The sequence below is a fragment of the Ruminococcus flavefaciens genome (genome assembly GCF_900143025.1).
GTDB classification, from domain to species: Bacteria; Bacillota; Clostridia; order Oscillospirales; family Ruminococcaceae; genus Ruminococcus; species Ruminococcus flavefaciens_I.
Map to the genome: position 1 here is coordinate 1 of NZ_FRCT01000008.1, position 17,017 is coordinate 17,017.

General features: G+C 45.7%; 18 protein-coding genes. 3 read left to right on the forward strand and 15 right to left on the reverse strand.

Annotation, left to right across the window (positions count from 1 at the left end):
* Positions 1-263: 263 nt before the first annotated feature.
* The 6 genes from BUB28_RS09550 to BUB28_RS09575 form a co-directional block, all read right to left on the reverse strand.
* Positions 264-683 (reverse strand): DUF3592 domain-containing protein, encoded by a 420-nt coding sequence (locus BUB28_RS09550; RefSeq protein WP_072950953.1) that lies wholly within the window; start codon positions 681-683, stop codon positions 264-266.
* A gap of 71 nt (positions 684-754) precedes the next feature.
* Positions 755-1,432: a 2-C-methyl-D-erythritol 4-phosphate cytidylyltransferase gene (ispD, locus tag BUB28_RS09555; RefSeq protein ID WP_072950955.1), complete on the reverse strand. Its 678-nt coding sequence runs from the start codon at positions 1,430-1,432 to the stop codon at positions 755-757.
* A gap of 33 nt (positions 1,433-1,465) precedes the next feature.
* Positions 1,466-2,335 (reverse strand): alpha/beta hydrolase, encoded by an 870-nt coding sequence (locus BUB28_RS09560; protein ID WP_072950956.1) that lies wholly within the window; start codon positions 2,333-2,335, stop codon positions 1,466-1,468.
* A gap of 95 nt (positions 2,336-2,430) precedes the next feature.
* Entirely contained in the window at positions 2,431-3,159 is a 729-nt protein-coding gene (locus BUB28_RS09565) for a M48 family metallopeptidase (protein ID WP_072950958.1), read from the reverse strand.
* A gap of 124 nt (positions 3,160-3,283) precedes the next feature.
* Positions 3,284-4,135, reverse strand: a complete 852-nt coding sequence (locus BUB28_RS09570; protein ID WP_072950959.1) for an anti-sigma factor family protein — start codon at positions 4,133-4,135, stop codon at positions 3,284-3,286.
* Positions 4,125-4,619, reverse strand: a complete 495-nt coding sequence (locus BUB28_RS09575) for an RNA polymerase sigma factor (protein ID WP_072950961.1) — start codon at positions 4,617-4,619, stop codon at positions 4,125-4,127. The genes BUB28_RS09570 and BUB28_RS09575 overlap by 11 nt, the downstream gene beginning before the upstream one ends.
* Before the next feature lie 198 nt (positions 4,620-4,817).
* On the opposite strand from BUB28_RS09575, the gene BUB28_RS09580 reads away from it, so the two are divergent.
* Complete coding sequence (locus BUB28_RS09580) at positions 4,818-6,518, forward strand: S41 family peptidase (RefSeq protein ID WP_072950963.1); 1,701 nt, start codon at positions 4,818-4,820, stop codon at positions 6,516-6,518.
* 194 nt (positions 6,519-6,712) lie between these two features.
* Here the strand turns inward: BUB28_RS09580 and BUB28_RS09585 are convergent, their stop codons facing one another.
* The 9 genes from BUB28_RS09585 to BUB28_RS09625 all read right to left on the reverse strand — a co-directional run bounded on the left by BUB28_RS09585 (position 6,713) and on the right by BUB28_RS09625 (position 14,727).
* Positions 6,713-9,199: a glycoside hydrolase family 94 protein gene (locus BUB28_RS09585; protein ID WP_072950965.1), complete on the reverse strand. Its 2,487-nt coding sequence runs from the start codon at positions 9,197-9,199 to the stop codon at positions 6,713-6,715.
* Between the two features lie 148 nt (positions 9,200-9,347).
* The gene (locus tag BUB28_RS09590) at positions 9,348-9,551 is read right to left on the reverse strand and encodes a helix-turn-helix transcriptional regulator (RefSeq protein ID WP_028517164.1); all 204 of its coding nucleotides are present in this window, start codon (positions 9,549-9,551) and stop codon (positions 9,348-9,350) included.
* On the reverse strand, positions 9,551-9,973 hold the full coding sequence (locus tag BUB28_RS09595) for a hypothetical protein (protein WP_072950966.1): 423 nt from the start codon (positions 9,971-9,973) through the stop codon (positions 9,551-9,553). The genes BUB28_RS09590 and BUB28_RS09595 overlap by 1 nt, the downstream gene beginning before the upstream one ends.
* Positions 9,973-10,365: a hypothetical protein gene (locus BUB28_RS09600; RefSeq protein ID WP_072950968.1), complete on the reverse strand. Its 393-nt coding sequence runs from the start codon at positions 10,363-10,365 to the stop codon at positions 9,973-9,975. Before BUB28_RS09600 ends, BUB28_RS09595 begins: the two co-directional genes overlap by 1 nt.
* A 1-nt stretch (position 10,366) precedes the next feature.
* On the reverse strand, positions 10,367-10,831 hold the full coding sequence (locus BUB28_RS09605) for a hypothetical protein (protein WP_072950969.1): 465 nt from the start codon (positions 10,829-10,831) through the stop codon (positions 10,367-10,369).
* Between the two features lie 213 nt (positions 10,832-11,044).
* Positions 11,045-11,641 carry a YbhB/YbcL family Raf kinase inhibitor-like protein gene (locus tag BUB28_RS09610; protein ID WP_072950971.1) on the reverse strand — a complete coding sequence of 199 codons (597 nt, stop codon included), beginning with the start codon at positions 11,639-11,641 and terminating at the stop codon, positions 11,045-11,047.
* Positions 11,642-11,845: 204 nt separating this feature from the next.
* On the reverse strand, positions 11,846-12,859 hold the full coding sequence (locus tag BUB28_RS09615; protein ID WP_072950973.1) for an aldose 1-epimerase: 1,014 nt from the start codon (positions 12,857-12,859) through the stop codon (positions 11,846-11,848).
* A gap of 63 nt (positions 12,860-12,922) precedes the next feature.
* Entirely contained in the window at positions 12,923-13,324 is a 402-nt protein-coding gene (locus BUB28_RS09620) for a hypothetical protein (RefSeq protein WP_139277542.1), read from the reverse strand.
* Between the two features lie 35 nt (positions 13,325-13,359).
* A complete protein-coding gene (locus BUB28_RS09625) occupies positions 13,360-14,727 on the reverse strand; it encodes a citrate/2-methylcitrate synthase (RefSeq protein WP_072950976.1) in 1,368 nt (455 codons plus the stop codon).
* A 224-nt stretch (positions 14,728-14,951) separates the two neighbouring features.
* On the opposite strand from BUB28_RS09625, the gene BUB28_RS09630 reads away from it, so the two are divergent.
* Entirely contained in the window at positions 14,952-16,007 is a 1,056-nt protein-coding gene (locus tag BUB28_RS09630) for a TFIIB-type zinc ribbon-containing protein (protein WP_072950978.1), read from the forward strand.
* Positions 16,004-16,936 carry a hypothetical protein gene (locus BUB28_RS09635; RefSeq protein WP_072950980.1) on the forward strand — a complete coding sequence of 311 codons (933 nt, stop codon included), beginning with the start codon at positions 16,004-16,006 and terminating at the stop codon, positions 16,934-16,936. Before BUB28_RS09630 ends, BUB28_RS09635 begins: the two co-directional genes overlap by 4 nt.
* Positions 16,937-17,017 lie beyond the last annotated feature (81 nt).

Consider the following 17,017-nt stretch of genomic DNA (forward strand, 5'->3'; position numbering starts at 1 on the left):
TATTTATCGGGGGAAACCTTTCTGAAGAAAGGCTTTCCCCCGAACCCCTTTCCAAAGACTTTTTTAGCTGATTTTTTCTCAGATAGGGCACACCGAAAATAAAAAAAACCCGCAAGTAATGCAGGGTGTGCCCTATCTGAGAAAAAATAAAACTGAAAGTTTTAGGGAGAGAGTTTGAGAGAAGCCCCTTTTTCAAAAGGGGTTCTCTCAATAAATACTACAAAACTGCTATATGGGTATCAAGGTTAATGTCCGCCTTTTTATTATTTATAAAATGCAAATATTATTCCTATGGCTATGAGTCCTGCTCCGACTATCGCAAAGTACGGTGCGCTGCTCTTAGTCTTTTTCATTGGCATGGAGTTCTCGATATCCTCTATTCTGAACACCTTCGGGTGTCTGGGATTTACCTGTATCCTCACCGTATCTCCGACTTTTATATTTGCCGCGCTTTCAAGTACATGGGTGTAATAATGTCCGCGGACAAGCCTGCCGTTTATGCTGTATTCAGCCTCGGGACATACCATGATATTATACGGCTGCGAAGTCATGGGCTTCAAAGCCGTTATCCTCGATTCACATTCTTCAAGCTCTCCGCTGAACACCCTGCCGTAATACCATGTTACAAAGCCAATTGCCAACAGAATTACTCCCAGAAATATTATAGTATATACTACAGCCATCTTCTCTCCTTTCGAGTCTGCTCACACGGAGTGATGAATACGTTTACTTGAGCTATTGCACAGTTCCCGTTTTATCGCTGTTTCAATAATACCTCCGCAATGGCTATATCCTCGGGAGTCGTTATCTTTATATTGGTATAATCGCCTACGGTCATTGCTACCTTGCCGCCGATAGCTTCTACAAGCTGGCAGTCATCGGTGAAGTCAAGTCCGTGTTCAAGTGCGAAGTCTATTCCCTCAAAGTAAAGGTTTCTCTTGAATATCTGCGGAGTCTGAGTGATATAAAGTGAGCTTCTCGGAGGAGTATCTATGATAAGTCCGCCGTCAACTGTCTTGATAGTATCCTTTACGGGTACGCCGAGAGTCGCTCCGCCGAATACAGATGCGTCCTTTATTACTTTTTCGATGTGCTCGGGCTTTACCAGCGGACGAGCACCGTCGTGTATCGCTACGAGCTCGGTCTCCTTCGATATCTTCTTTATACCGTTGATAACGCTTTCCTGACGGGTGGAGCCCCCTGTTGTACAGCAGGCAAGCTTTGTTATGCCTGCGGCTTTTGCTTCTTCCTGTATTGCAGGGATATCGTCCTCACGGGCTACGATTACTATTTCCGCGATGCTCTCGCACTGCTCAAAAGCCTGCATGGTCACGCCTATGACCTTCCTTTCGCCAAGCGGGAGCAGTATCTTGTTGACACCGCCCATTCTTGTTGAATTTCCTGCACAGACAATAACTGCCGATGTTTTCATATTATCCTCTATTCTGCCGCAATGCGGCTGTTGTTATTTTATGTATTCCCTGAAAAATGCGCACTCCTCATCGTTGCACACTGCGGCTTCGGGTGACCTGATATTGCAGTGAAAAACGTGATAGACAGGTGCTTTTTCGTCACCGTAGACCTTATAAACGTACTTTACGCCCAGCTGTTCAAGCTTTTCTGCAAGCAGGGGCGACTGTACATTTAGTTCGTCCATATTCGCTGCCATGATGTAGCTGGGAGGAAAGTCCGCAGTAACTATATCACGCACGCAGAGCTGTTCCTTGTATTCGCTAAATTTATGCCTTGGGAGATAGTCGTACCAGAGCTTGAAATTGTCGTTCTCACTTATGTTATATATGCCGCAGTTGAGTCCGAGCGCCTTTATTTTCAGTCCCTCGGGAACGGTGAAGCTGTAATTCTCAGCGTAGTCCTTATTCGTCAGAATACAGGCATATACTGCTATTCCCGTTGCGCCTGCGGAGTCGCCGACAGCAAATATATTATCAGTGTCAAAGCCGTATTTTTCCGCGTTTTCAAGCAGCCATCCAAATACGAGGTTGGTATCCTCGATAGGAGCAGGGTGGCGGAAGTTCGGTGCAAGGCGGTAGGTGTAGTTCACAACGGCAAAGCCCCGTTTTGCAAGGTCCATGCAGTAGAACTGATATACCTCCTTATTGCCGTAGACCCAGCCGCCGCCGTGAAAACTGACTATCACAGGCAGCTTTCCGCTCTGTGCCTTTGGACGGTAAACGTCCAGCAGATGCCATTTCGGGTCACTTCCGTATTGTATATCGTTAAATCGTTCTATCTCGGGCGGAGTTGTAAGTCCTGCATCACGGGCAGTATCGCTTTTGGTACACATCTTTATGAAATATTTACTGAAAAGTGACATGGCAAGGCTCCCTTCATGGCTTGGTATATTAATAATTATAACAGTTGTTTATATGAGTGTCAAGCAGAATAGATCCAGTAACAGGATCTCACGCTCTACAGTATGACCAGCTTTTCGAGCTGCTTCTTATCCTCGCGCCATGTAGGACACATCTTATCGAGAAGGGTGTAGAACTGCCTTGAATGGTCGGGGTGTATGAAGTGGCAGAACTCGTGTGTGACTACATGGGAGATGCAGTTCAGCGGAGCTTCTATCATGCGCCTGTTGAGAACTATCATTTTCTTGTAGGTGTGGCAGCTGCCCCAGCGTGCGGTCATGGAACGTATCTTCAGCTGCGGAAAGGCAATGCCGAGGGGTACGAACTTTTCGTGTACATCATGCATTATTCTTAGAAAGACCTCCTCCGTGTACTTCTTCAGCCATGCGGTATATATACTTATCCTGCGCTGTGAGTCGGCTGTATTTTTCATGTGTATGATTACAGAGCCGCCGAATATTTCTGCGTACTCGCGGCGGTCAGCCATAGTCCTTATGCTGTATTCATTGCCAAGTATAACTGCCTTGTCGTCGGACAGATTTTTCTGCCGCTCCTTCATAAGCTCCATTGCCGCAAAGCTTGTTACAGCCTGCTGTATCATGCTGCTCCTGCTTATCACGAACTCATCGGCAGTTTTCGCAGGCACTCGTTTAGGTGCGGAAACATACACGTTTCCGTCATGCTTCACGCGCAGATTTATGTTCTTTACCTTTTTGCGCTCAAATGTGTAGGTTATCTCTCCGCAGGGTGTGGAAACAGTGCGGATATCGGTGGAAATGGTGTCCATAAGCACCTCCGTTAAGACGAAAATATCATTGAAATTATATATCTTTTTCGGAGCTGTGTCAAGTGAACCGCAAAAGAAAAAGGAACGCCGAAAACGGCGTTCCAAAAAATCGAGTTTTATATCGTTATTGCGGTCTGTCCCAGACGGAATAGGTGTGACCGTCCTTGCCGTCTGTGCGCTCCTGCAAGGTATAGAGTACATTTCCGTCCTTATCCAGCGCCTTTCCTGCGGTTATATCGTTTTCGCCTGAGGAGCACTTCTTGCAGTAATAGCCGTTTTTGTCAAGGGTAACTGTCTTTGTTACGCCGTTTGCGGTATACTCTATGGACTTGACTTCACTGTCTGAAGCAAGGAAGCCTATACAGTTGACCTCTAAGGTGGTATTATCATATAATTCTACAGAAGTTCCGCTCAGTTCCCATACAGGCATATCATCGAGCGGTGAAGATCCACCGCCGAAATATTCCATCATAAGGTTAAGGGGATCATAAAAACCTATTGCGTCTACAATACATAGATTTTTATTGCCTGTGGAAGATGATGTGGCGATGATATACGCCTCTGCAAGTTTGCCGTCATCGCTTTTCACATCGCCAAGATAGATGTAATCGCTGTACAAATTTTCCTTGACGTATTCCTTGACTACGCCCTTCACGGTGAAGCGTGCGTCGTCTACAAACCACCTGACACCTACAAAGACTCCTGCATAAATAAAGGCAACAAGGAGAGCTATTTTCAGTATCAGCCAGCGTTTGTGCTTTTTAAGGCGTTTTGCGGTCTTTACGTACTGCTTTGTATCAGGTTTCATATTCTCTTCTGTATTTATGGTCGTCTGCTTCTGCATGGACTCCCATTCCTTTGCGCAGTCTGCACATTCCGCGATATGCTCTTTTACTGCTTCGGTACTTTTTTCCGAAGCTATACCGTCAATGCACAGTGGCATAAGGTCCTTTATGACATCGTGTTCATATTTCATAGCCGTACCTCTCTTTCAGTGTATTTCTCAGTTTTGTCATTGTTCTGTTGTATATCACCGCTGCCGTATTCGCGCGTATATCGAGCAACTGTGCTATCTCTGCGTAGCTTATCTCCGAATATAATCGGTACTGCACTACCGAACGTGCAGGTTCTTCGAGCTGTTCTATCAATAAGCTTACACAACGCAGCATTTCGTGCTGCTCTGCTATTTCTGCAAGAGAAGATACGGCAGGCATATCCTGTATGATATCGCGCTGTCTTGTCTCCTTGCGTATATATTTGTAATACGTATTCTTGGCTATCTGAAACAGCCATGTTTTCATGGAACATTCGCCCCGAAACCTGCTCAGCGAGAGAAAAGCCTGATAGAATGTTTCCTGTGTAAGCTCCTCTGCTGTAGGGATATCGAATGCAGTCAGACGACACAGGAATCTGTATACATCGGGCTGGAATTTCCGAAAAATATCTTCAAAAACATCCACAGGCATCACCTCCGTTATACTGTAATGTTTGATCGATCTGTATATTAGTACCTGTTTCCATAATAATATTACAGCAAATTCCGAAAAGATATAAAAATTATAATCCAAAGCCGAATATGTTGTCAAGAAGCGAGTTTGACAACGTTCGGGGGGACGTGCTATAATTAGAAAAAATTACGCTTGGAAAGGGGAAAGCTGATGGATACATTCTGGGGCTTGATAAGACATAATATCGCAGCAGGTAATATGACGCATATCGTATGGCTCGGAGCGATCATAGTTACAATGCTGATACTTGCAGTGCTGCATCATCGCTGGCGTTTTTACGATCAGAAGCTGAAAAAATGGCAGGAGCTCTGCGCTATACCGCTCCTTATAACAATAATCCACTATTGCATATATGTAAGAGACTCTGATTTTTTGAAACCTTATACGAGTATGTATCTTATTGCAGTTATTGCGCTTGTGCTTGCGATGTGCGGAAGGGACAGGAAGGGATACAGGATAGCAGCTCCCATAGTGGGAGTTATGACGGCTTTTTTAGGCGTGTGGTGCTGTATTATGATGCCGGGTATTACTCGTAATTTTTCGGGAAAAAGCTATACCGAGTCCTTTCACGCGCTGGCGCAGGAAATGGACAGGTCTTATGTGTTAAAGGAATGGAAGGAAGTGGATTTTTCCGCCCTTGAAGCGAAATATATGCCGATGGTAAAGGAAGCAGAGCAGGATAAAGACCCTGGGAAATTCGCGGACGCTGTGGAGATGTTCTGCTATGAGCTACACGACGGGCATATCAGCGTGCATTGTAATTTCGATACAGATAAGTATGAATCGGTATTCGGAATGCACGAATACGGTCTTGCAATGATAGAGCTTGACAACGGTGAGGTCATAGCTGTATGCACTGACGATGAAGTGCAGAAGCTTGGCATTGATGACGGTACAGTAATTACAAGGTGGAACGGCAAGCCTGTTTTGCAGGCAGCCGCAGAGGACGTACCCGACCACGGTGAGTCCGTAAAGGCAAACGCTGACCGCGTTGCGGCTTTGTATCTTTCAACTGTGGGAGGAGATACGGTGGAGGTGTCATTCCTTGACGAAAACGGAAAGGAGCAGACTGTCACACTCCATGATATGGGCGAAAACCATACCTTTTGCGAGGCTTATGACGCATTTACTCAGATACAGAAAACAGACCAGCCGAATTTCAGTACGAAAATGCTCAGCGACAAATGCGGTTATCTGACGCTGAACGTTCAGAGTACAGGCAACGGACTGCGTGATATATTCAGCGAATTCAGCAGCGGAAGCTGCAAATGGGCTAAGGATATGTTCCGCAAAAAGCTCAACGACCTGAAAAAACAGGGCATGGAGTGCCTTGTCATTGACCTGAGATGCAATATGGGCGGCTGTGATGCGCCTACGACAGCTCTGTGCGAACTTCTCACCGATGATAAATGGTACGCTCAGGGACTCGGCATACGCAAGAACGGTGAATACATCAGTACAGCTGATTATTATATCAGCGGTACGGGAGAGTTTGCAGACTTGAAGATAGTGGCACTTACTAACCTTGAATGTATAAGCGGAGGCGACGCAGCTTCGCTGTATCTTTCAAGGCTGCCTAACGTCACTCTTGCAGGAATTACCGACCCTAACGGCAGCGGTCAGTACACAGGCGGCTGCTGTGTGCTTTCCGATAAACTGGTCGGTGTTACGTATCCTACAGGACTGACCCTTGATGAAAACGGCGAGCCTAAGATAGATCCCCGCGGAGACCGCGTAAGCCGAAACGCTGTTGAAGTCCGCATACCTCTTGACTATGACGCGGCAATGAAGATATTCTGTGACGGTCAGGACTATGAGCTCGACTGGGCGGTGCAGTATCTCAGCCGTTAAACCTTATAAATATTCCCCTGCCGATCAATGAAAAGGGCAGGCTTTTAACGTGATACTTATACAGATATTTTATGCTTATTATTAAAGAACCTTAAAAAGGTTCGGGGGGAAACCTTCTTTCAGAAAGGCTTCCCCCCGATAAATAAATATAAAATTCTGTATTAGTACTTCGTTGGAGCCTGCCCTTTAATGTTTTAGCCCATTACGATCTCAACTTCGTGTGTGCCGCCATTGCATACAGGAATTACACAACCCTCTACTGCCTTGCCGTCAACTGTCATAGACTTTACGCCCTTGCATACGTGAGCAGGGTTCTTGACTGTGATATTAAAGGTTGCACCTCTGAACTTACGAACTGCTGTGAAGCCGTCCCACTCGTGAGGAATGGAAGGATCTACCTTGAGTCCGTCGAATACAGGCTGTACACCAAGAATGTACTGGGAAATAGCTACCATGTTCCATGCAGCTGTACCTGTGAGCCATGAGTTCTTGCCCTGACCGAAGTTCTTTGCGTCCTTACCGCCGATCATCTGACCGTATACATAAGGCTCTGTCTTGTGGATATCAGATGTTTCCTCAGTGAAAGCAGGTGCTATCTTGCTGTAGTACTCAAATGCCTTGTCACCGCGTCCTACATATGCCTCAGCACAGATTATCCATGCATTGTTGTGTGTGAAGATACCGGCATTCTCCTTATATCCGCCGGGATATGTGGAGATCTCACCGTACTGTATATAGTACTTTGTGAATGCAGGGTTATTGAGAACGAGACCGAACTCACAGTTGAGGTACTTGTCGATAGAATTCAGAGTCTTGATGTCTGCACCCTGATCCTTACCGATCTCTGACATAACTGCGAAGCCCTGTGGCTCGATGAAGATCTTACCTTCCTCGCACTCCTTGGAGCCCATCTTCTCACCGTTTGCATCGTAAGCTCTGATGAACCAGTCGCCGTCGAATGCAGATTCCATAACATTCTTCTTCATCTTGTCGATCTCAGCCTGAGCCTTTGCAGCTTCGTCCTTCTTGCCGAGGTGCTCTAAGATGCCTACGAATGCAGGACCTGTGTATGTGAAGAGTGCTGCAACGAATGCGGACTCAGCAACCTTTGAATAGCCGCCCTCTGCTGCAAACTTAGGATTGGTGTATGTCTGGAAGGACTCACCCGGTGTATCTGAGAAGCATGAAAGGTTGATACAGTCGTTCCAGTCAGCTCTCATTGCAAGCGGGAGACCGTGAGGTCCGAGGTTGTTTACGATATGATAGAAGGAAACGTTGAGGTGCTCGAGCATTGTGTGCTTGCCGTTCGGATCGTCGTCGAAAGGAACGTTTGCATCAAGAATACCCCAGTCGCCTGTCTCCTTGATATATGCTGCTACAGAAAGGATCATCCAGAGCGGATCGTCTGAGAAGTCGCCGCCGATATCAGCGTTGCCCTTCTTTGTAAGTGGCTGGTACTGGTGATAGCAGCCGCCGTCTGAAAGCTGTGTTGATGCGATGTCGATCAGTCTCTCTCTTGCACGCTCAGGAATCTGGTGTACAAATCCGAGGATATCCTGGTTAGAGTCACGGAAGCCCATTCCACGGCCGATACCGCTCTCGAAGTATGAAGCGGAACGTGAAAGGTTGAATGTAACCATACACTGATACTGGTTCCAGATATTTACCATTCTGTTTACCTTGTCATCAGGTGTATTAACATTGAAGATAGAAAGAAGCTCAGTCCATGTGTTGCGGAGCTCTTCAAGACCTGCTGCTACCTTCTCGGGAGTATTATACTTCTCGATCATTGCATAAGCCTTTTCCTTGTTGAGTACCCATGTCTCTCTTGTAAGAAGGTCAGCAGGCTTTTCAGCAGCAAACTTCTTGTCCTGTGGGTTCTCAGCATAACCGAGAATATAGATGAGAGTCTTTGACTCGCCCGGAGCAAGAGTTACCTTCTTGTAGTGTGAAGCTACAGGTGACCAGCCGTCTGCAAATGAGTTTGCAGGCTTGTCAGCCTTTACTGTCTCAGGATTGTCCCAGCCGTTGTAGATGCTTCCGAGGAAGGAATCACGGTCTGTATCATAGCCGTCGATAGTATCGTTAACTGTATAGAAAGCATAGTGATTACGTCTGTCTCTGTACTCGGTTACGTGGTAGATAGTTGAACCCTCTATCTCAACACGGCCTGTAGAGAAGTTTCTCTGGAAGTTTGTGCAGTCGTCCTGTGCGTCCCAGAGACACCATTCAGCTATTGAGAAGATAGAGAAGCTCTTTGCTTCCTTACCCTCGTTTGTGAGAACTACCTGCTGTACTTCGCCGTCGTAGTTCTGTGGTACAAAGAATGTTACCTCAGCCTTGAGGTCGTTCTTCTTACCTGTGATAACGGTATATCCCATACCGTGACGGCACTCGTATGAATCAAGCTCAGTCTTTACAGGTGACCAGCCCGGGTTCCATATAGTTCCGTTGTCGTTGATATAGAAATAACGTCCGCCCATATCGAGAGGTACGTTGTTATAGCGATAACGTGTGATACGTCTGAGGCGAGCGTCCTTATAGAAGCAGTAGCCGCCTGCTGTATTGGAAATAAGTGAGAAAAAGCCCTGGTTTCCGAGGTAGTTTATCCACGGATAGGGAGTTCTTGGGGAATTGATAACATATTCCTTCTTAGCGTCGTCAAAAAATCCGAACTTCATAATAATACTCCTTTATTTTTGGTGACAAAGGCGGTCAAAACAACCGCATTTGATTTATTATACCATATTTTTGCATATAATACAATAGATTTATCAAAAATTGCGTTGTATTTTTTTATGGTCGTTTTTTGTGCATATTGACTTATGCTCATTCTTCAAAGGAAAACAATTCCTCGACTGTGGTGCCGAACACCTTCGCAATATCCATAGCAAGCTTCAGCGAAGGATTGTAAAGTCCTTTTTCAAGGCGGATTATGGTCTCGCGGCGGACTCCCACAAGCTCCGCAAGCTCTCCCTGCTTCATGTCGTGCTTTGCACGATATTCTTTAAGTTTTGTTTTGAGCTCGGGCATTATTCGTCCTCCATATCCTTAGCGGAAGGTGCATCAAACAGCGTAAACAGAAGGCTTCTCAGTGCTATTGCTCCCATTACCGTTATCCAGCAGAGATCGGAGCATATAAAGCCCTTTTTCAGATAGTCGTTAACAAGGACTGCTCCGAAAAGCACGGTCAGCACAGTGTACAGCGTTATCTTGTTGGCTCTTGCAAGGTTGTACTGCACCATTTCGTCCTTTTTCTCCAATGTGTAGAACCGTGACTGAACAAACGCCTGCAATACCGCAAAAACAGCCATTCCTATGAGTATGGAAAGCTTATCGCCGTATGCCCTGCCCTGAAATTTGCAAAAAGCATACAGGGTAATGGGCGTAAAAGCTATTACGAATACAAGGGTATGAAAGTTTGTGTATGAGAATTTTTTCTTTTTGTTTTCCATTATTCTTCCTCCTCAGCCTTGGGTGTTCTGTCAAAGAACAGGAACAGAATACTTCTCAATAATAGTGCAGCCAACGCAGTAAATACATATACATCGCCTGCAAACAGCTCTTTGTTTGCGGAATTCTGACCAATAAGGCTTATTACGAACAAGGCGGCTATGACAACGATAAGAGTTATCCCGTTAGCCCTGCCGAGAGTGAGCCTTGTGAGCTCATCTTTATTTTCATATGGTCCGCCGAACTTGCCGATAAGAGTTATATTAGCTAACGAGATAACGAGCGTGACCCACTTTTTATTCGGGAAAATATCACATAAAATATAAACCAGCATTACACCTACGATACTTATTATACTGATTATATGGATATTGCGGTAATTATTCTTTTCCATATCATTCTTCCTCCTCTGCCTTGGGTGTTCTGTCCAGCCACAGAAAAGCAATATTCTTGGCTGCTAAGAATACTCCGCATAAAAAGACAGCGAATATACACACATCACTGCCCTCGATGCTGTAATATTCAAAATGCCTGTGGTTTCCGTGCAAATGCATGATGATACCAACCAGCAATGCTGTACCAAGCTCAACTCTTACTGCGATATCTGTCGCTTTCAGCATGAGTTCACGTGAAAGCTCGTCATTGGGCTGGTATCTGAATTTTACAGCGATCACAAAAACTGCTGATATTGCAATGATTATAAACGGCGCACCATAATTGATAATATTATGCAATGCACGACTATGGAATATGTTTTCGTACATTTTTCCAATAAAAAGCACTATCATTATCATAGCTGATATAAGTTCTGATACTGCCTGTGCCTTCAGTGAAAGCGTTTTCCGTCCTTTATTTTTCATAATGTTCCCTCCTTGGAGTGATGTATTCATCACTTTCTGTGACAATTATATCACTCGCATATCCGTTTGTCAACAGAAAAAGTGATGAATTTATCACTTTTGGAAGAGTGCACAATCAACGGCTTTGGCTTTTGTGATATATTTATCACACCTCAACAAAAAATGTCCGATTTATCGAACAAACCAAAAAGGGCGGATAATATCCGCCCTAATTTATTCCCCGTGGGTATATGTTCCCATAAGATGACCGTAGGATATGATATTATCCTCGTTTTTACCGTCTATTTCCTTGGCATATTCCAGCATTTTGGGATTTGAATTGTCAAATGCGCCCTTTATCCTCTCGGGCTTTTCTTTGAGTGCAAGTACGTATATCTCATAATCGTGAGTTCCGCTGGGCGGATAGGGCCCTACATACTCGCTTTGAGGAGCCCAGCCTGCGGGGAGAACGGTCTCGCTGTCGGTCACTGACTTCCAGTGCAGCCAGTTGCCTGCGGAAGTGTCTATCATAAATACAGCATAGCAGGAAGCACCGTCAACAGGTTTCCATGAGAGCTGCGGAGAACGGTTCTCGCCATTTGCAGTCTTGGTTATGACCGTGTCCCATACGCCATCGTGCAAGTCCTCAGAACTCAGTTCAAAGGTACTGAGCTTACTCAGGTCCAGCTCCTTTGACTCAGCAGTTGTTTCGGTTGCGGCAACAGCGGTAGGCTCGTCAACTTTTGACTCGGGAGACTCCTGTGTACAGCCTGTATTGAATGATAACATTACTGCCGCAAATAATAATGCAGTTATTCTGAACGATCTCATAGTATGTTCCTTTCTGTATCCGATAAAACCACGAAGGGCGGATAATATCCGCCCCTACAGCGCAGAGCCTGCGCTCCCTTGCCACGTTGTCGCTCGTAAACTCGCTTACTTTTATCAATAACGATAATTATACATCGCTTACAGCACATTTATACTATACACGGGCGTTCAGAAGGCATTCCCTAACTAATTACTATTCACTAATCACTTCTTAGTGAAGAATCTCTCGTGTGTCTCGAAGGTGTCACCGGGCTTTACCTCGCGGTAGCCTGTAACGTCAGCAGGAAGGCTCAGATTCGGAGCGTCTATCATTGCTGTCATCGGCTCGGGACAGAAATAGTGGTTGAAGCCGCGGTCGTTCCAGATTATCCAGAAGCCGTACTCCTCGGATACCTCATAACAGAGTTTCTTGCCGCTTGCAGTATCCTCAGCGATGATTCCGTGGAACTTCTCACCGTCAAGGTCTGTATACTCACCGAAGTACATCTCGTTGTCAACTACCTGCAATACAGGCTTCTTTACGCCGTTTTTGTACTCAAGGTCGTGCATTGTGGGAGCTTTCAGCTGCTCTGTTGGGAGACAGCGTTCGTTGAGCTCGCATCTCTTTCCTATCGGTACTGTAAGACGGATATCCTCTTCCTTTCCGCCGTCTACGAATGGCGAACTGATAGCGGTATGCGATGCAAGCGACATAGGAAGCACCTTTGTGCCGTCTGTATTGATGAAGCGTATATTCTGCTCCAATCCCTGTGCGGACAGCGTGAATGTATATTCAGCTGTAAATCTTACAGGAAGATACTGGAAGAACTCGTCCTTTTCATCGTATACGTAGCGTGTCTTTACCCATGCACAGTTGTCGTCTGCATTGTATTCAACGACTTCGTGCTTTCTTCTGTGGATAAAACCGTGGATATGGTTATTGTACGGTGCCTTCTCATTTACGGGAAGGTGATATACAGCATCAGAAGTTTTAAGTATACCATCTGCGAAACGATTTGGCAGATAGAGTGTGGGAAGTCCCCATACCTCTGCGGACTGCTTTATGGTATCGGCTGTATTGTCATCGCTGAAGCGGAAAAACTCCAGTCCGTTCACATTGTCGCGGAGTCGGATAACGTTTGAGCCTATCTCGTTAGCCACCCACGCTTCATAACCGCCTGCGCTGAGCTTCACGCAGGTAGTTCCCTTCCATTCAAATAATTCTGCTGTGTTTGCCATTTTGATCACATTCCTTTTTGTTTTTTATCTAAAGCCGTCAGTGCCGATGGCTTAACCCCGATATTATTTCCTTGCTCCCCGCGAAAAACGCGCTATTGCTACTGCTACGCGGAAGATGACTGCCCAGAAAAAGCCGCCTGCCAGTATCATACATATGACTGTGAGCCCTATACCGCTCAGAAATCCGTGTGGCAGAAGCTTTTCTGCAAGATCCACATTCTCGATAGTTGCCTGTATTATAAGAGCCGCTATCACTGCCGCTGCATAGCCGCATAAAAACATCACCGAAGACAGCTTCATAGGAGCTTTCACGGGTATCCTTTTCTCCTCACGAAGTATCCTTATCGGCAGTATAAAAAGCAACGCCGCTTCAAATATCCACAGTCCCCATACCAAGTATTCACGAGTAAGGATATCAAGCAGGTCAAATGTCAGAAATATCGCCAGAGGGATACATAATCCCATAAGGAAAAACCTTGTTAAAGCCTTTTTCTTCATTTTCAGTCTATACGATTCTCCATGTCGGTATACTCGCGCATAGGTGATATTGCTTTATATGCGGGACGTATTATCTTGTTGGAGTTGATGAGCTCCTCTATTCTGTGTGCAGACCAGCCCGATATTCTGGCTGTTGCAAAAAGCGGTGTGAACAGCTCATCGGGTATGCCTAACATTCTGTATACAAAGCCGCTGTAGAAGTCCACATTTGCACAGACTCCCTTGTATATGCGGCGCTCCTCTGCTATTACCTCGGGAGCAAGACGCTCTACCAGCGAATACAGAGCAAATTCATCGTGTCTGCCCTTTTCGGAGCTGAGCTTTTCTACAAAGCCCTTGAACACCTTTGCTCTCGGGTCTGACTGTGAATATACAGCGTGACCCATACCGTAGATAAGTCCTGCACGGTCAAAGGCTTCCTTGTGAAGAAGCTTGCGGAGATAGCCCTTTATCTCCTCCTCGTCAGTCCAGTCCTTTACATTCTTCTTCATATCATCGAACATCATCGCAACCTTGATATTCGCGCCGCCGTGCTTCGGTCCTTTAAGCGAGCCGAGAGCCGCAGCTATTGCGGAATAGGTATCAGTACCCGATGATGATACAACATGGACGGTGAACGTTGAATTGTTTCCGCCGCCGTGCTCTGCGTGGAGCACTAATGCAAGGTCAAGTATACGCGCTTCAAGCTCGGTATACTTTCTGTCCTCACGGAGCATATACAGCAGATTTTCCGCTATGGAAAGCTCGGGCTGCGGACTGTGTATGAAAAGACTTCCGCCAAGTCTTGCATATTTGTATGCGTGGTAAGCGTAAACTGATATCACAGGGAAAAGAGTTATAAGCTCTATGCTCTGTCTCAGTACGTTTGGTATTGATATATCATTAGCCCTGTTATCGTAGGAATACAGCGCGAGAACGCTCTTTGCAAGAGTATTCATCATGTTATCCGTCGGGGCTTTCATTATGACATCTCTCATAAAATTGGACGGCAGCTCACGGAATTCCGCAAGTATCGTCCTGAATTCGCCAAGCTCTGTCTCTGAAGGCATTTTACCGAAAAGGAGCAGATACACGGTCTCTTCAAAGCCGAAACGCTTCTCTTTTATAAAGCCTGCTACAATATCTTCTACATCTATTCCGCGGTAGTATAATTTGCCGTCGCCGTGATTTGGCATACCATCGCCCATATCAAGGACCTTTATGGTACTTATATTTGTAAGACCTGCTACTACGCCGTTGCCGTTTATATCTCTTAATCCGCGCTTTACGTCATACTGAGTGTAAAGCTCCGGGTCAATTCTGTAGCCGTCAAGCGACATATCAGCAAGTCGGATTATTTCCGGAGTAAGTTCTGAAAATTTGTATCTCATGTATCGTCATCCCTTTCTTTTACGATTTGTAGTAATAAATATGCATATTACAATTATATTAGATTTTGATAATTTTGTCAAGGCTCTACAAAATGTTATTTGTATTTACAAAACAAAATATTTATTTTATCAACAAAATTCACCCTTTTCTCTTGAAAAATCATGCGCATTATGGTAATATATATTTGTCGGTCACTGACCGTTTATGATAAGGAGATGATTATTTGGAAGCTGTAGAATACAAATGTCCCAATTGTAACGCGGACCTTAAATTCAACCCTCAGACACAAAAGCTGGACTGTGAATACTGCCTCAGTTCCTTCACTGTAGAAGAAGTTCAGCAGCTTTGCGCAAATACAGAAAACAGTATCCCTCCCGAGGCTGTACAGCTGAAAGAGGATTTTGAAAATAACACTCACCTTTACCGCTGCAAGAGCTGCGGTGCAGAAATAATGGCTGACAGCGAGCAGACCGCTCTTTTCTGCTATTACTGCCATAACCCCGTTATCCTTTCGGGTAAAATGGGCGGTGAATTCAAGCCGGATAAGGTCATCGGCTTCAAGCTCACTAAAGAAGACGCTACCAACTGCTTCAAGAAATGGGTGGGCAAACGCTGGTTCGTACCCACAGACTTCAAATCGGAGCAGCAGGTGGAAAAGCTAACGGGTCTGTACGTTCCCTTCTGGCTGGCTGACTGCCATGTAAATGCAGATTACCGCGCTATCGGCAAACAGATACGAAGCTGGACCTCGGGCAGCTACAGATACACGGAAACAAAGGAATTCCGCGTTATCCGTCAGGGCAATATGGTCACAAAAGGTATTCCTGCCGACGGCGAGACCAAGATAGAGGACCTGCTCATGGAGGCTATCGAACCTTTTGACTACCGCGAGATGAAGGACTTCTCCATGTCCTATCTCAGCGGCTTCTATGCAGATAAATACGATGTGGACAAGGCTGCGGTATTTCCGCGTATACGTGTGCGCTCAACCCAAGCCTGCACCTCTCTCATAAACAGCACTATCAGCGGCTATTCCTCTGTTATGCCCTCTGTTCAGCAGTATAATATCACCAGCACCGACTGGAATTACACCATGCTGCCTGTGTGGTTCTTATCCTACAACTACAAGGGCAAGGTATACGAATTCGCTGTAAACGGTCAGACAGGAAAGCTTGCGGGTACTCCGCCCCTTTCAAAGGGTAAGCTTGCTCTGTTCAGCGCAAGCATAGGAATAATTGTCGCAGGCATACTCACTCTTATCGGAGGTGCTATCCTATGATGAAAAGACTATTTTCACTTATAGCAGCCTTCGTTATATGTATGTGTCTCCTGCCGCTTTCGGTGCTCGACGCTCACGCTGCCGACAACGACTATCAGGGCTGGGACGGCAACTGGAGAGCTTCAAAGCTTGTGGATAAAGAATACGGAGGCTCGGGACTCTTTTCAAAGGATAACAGGGATACTCTCGAGGAGAAGATCCAAACCTGCGCAAAAGACCTTGAAATGAATATCCTCGTATACATAGGCGGAAACGCTTTTTACAGCGATGACGCAGTTCAGAGCTTCTGCAATGACACCTATGACATGACATTCGGAAATGATACCGACGGTATACTCTATTATATAGACCTTTCGGGTCAGTCGCCTGCAAGAGACTGTATCTCTACCGCAGGAAAGGCTATGTTGCTTTATGAGAAAAGCAAGGACGAGATCTTCGATCACCTTGACAACTACCTCCCGTCCTCGGAACAGGCAATATATGAGAGCGATATCTACAACGCTGTAGACTCGTTTTTAAATCAGCTCAGATATTATTCCGAGAATCAGCCGTCTTCCTTCACCTATTACCACGACAAGAATACAGGCAGATATATCTACTATCAGGACGGCGAACTGATGATAACCACTAAAAAGCCGCTCATGCTCTGGATGTACATATTCCTTGTGTGTCTGGCTATAGGAGGTATTGTAGGTCTTATAACCTACTTTGTGGCAAAGAACAACTACAAATTCAAGAACAAGACCAACCCAAGCATATACCTTACACCGGATAATGTCAGGTTCACAGAAAAATCGGATACCCTTATACGTTCATACGTGACAAAGCACAAGATCGAGACCAGCAGCGGCGGTGGCGGCGGTTCACGCGGCGGCGGCGGCGGCGGTTTCCATGGCGGAAGCCACGGCGGCGGTGTTCATCACAGATGATCCTGCGAAAGATCGAATGTTAAAAAAGGGCACACTTTTTACAGTGTGCCCTTAGTTTGTCAATAAACCCATATTTCATTG

Coding starts and splice junctions, on each gene's coding strand:
- BUB28_RS09560 (WP_072950956.1), bottom strand. CDS start 2,335: ATGTCACTTTTCAGTAAATATTTCATAAAGATGTGTACCAAAAGCGAT.
- BUB28_RS09610 (WP_072950971.1), bottom strand. CDS start 11,641: ATGAGATCGTTCAGAATAACTGCATTATTATTTGCGGCAGTAATGTTA.
- ispD (WP_072950955.1), bottom strand. CDS start 1,432: ATGAAAACATCGGCAGTTATTGTCTGTGCAGGAAATTCAACAAGAATG.
- BUB28_RS09605 (WP_072950969.1), bottom strand. CDS start 10,831: ATGAAAAATAAAGGACGGAAAACGCTTTCACTGAAGGCACAGGCAGTA.
- BUB28_RS09600 (WP_072950968.1), bottom strand. CDS start 10,365: ATGGAAAAGAATAATTACCGCAATATCCATATAATCAGTATAATAAGT.
- BUB28_RS09565 (WP_072950958.1), bottom strand. CDS start 3,159: ATGGACACCATTTCCACCGATATCCGCACTGTTTCCACACCCTGCGGA.
- BUB28_RS09625 (WP_072950976.1), bottom strand. CDS start 14,727: ATGAGATACAAATTTTCAGAACTTACTCCGGAAATAATCCGACTTGCT.
- BUB28_RS09580 (WP_072950963.1), top strand. CDS start 4,818: ATGGATACATTCTGGGGCTTGATAAGACATAATATCGCAGCAGGTAAT.
- BUB28_RS09615 (WP_072950973.1), bottom strand. CDS start 12,859: ATGGCAAACACAGCAGAATTATTTGAATGGAAGGGAACTACCTGCGTG.
- BUB28_RS09590 (WP_028517164.1), bottom strand. CDS start 9,551: ATGCCCGAGCTCAAAACAAAACTTAAAGAATATCGTGCAAAGCACGAC.
- BUB28_RS09620 (WP_139277542.1), bottom strand. CDS start 13,324: ATGGGATTATGTATCCCTCTGGCGATATTTCTGACATTTGACCTGCTT.
- BUB28_RS09595 (WP_072950966.1), bottom strand. CDS start 9,973: ATGGAAAACAAAAAGAAAAAATTCTCATACACAAACTTTCATACCCTT.
- BUB28_RS09570 (WP_072950959.1), bottom strand. CDS start 4,135: ATGAAATATGAACACGATGTCATAAAGGACCTTATGCCACTGTGCATT.
- BUB28_RS09585 (WP_072950965.1), bottom strand. CDS start 9,199: ATGAAGTTCGGATTTTTTGACGACGCTAAGAAGGAATATGTTATCAAT.
- BUB28_RS09635 (WP_072950980.1), top strand. CDS start 16,004: ATGATGAAAAGACTATTTTCACTTATAGCAGCCTTCGTTATATGTATG.
- BUB28_RS09550 (WP_072950953.1), bottom strand. CDS start 683: ATGGCTGTAGTATATACTATAATATTTCTGGGAGTAATTCTGTTGGCA.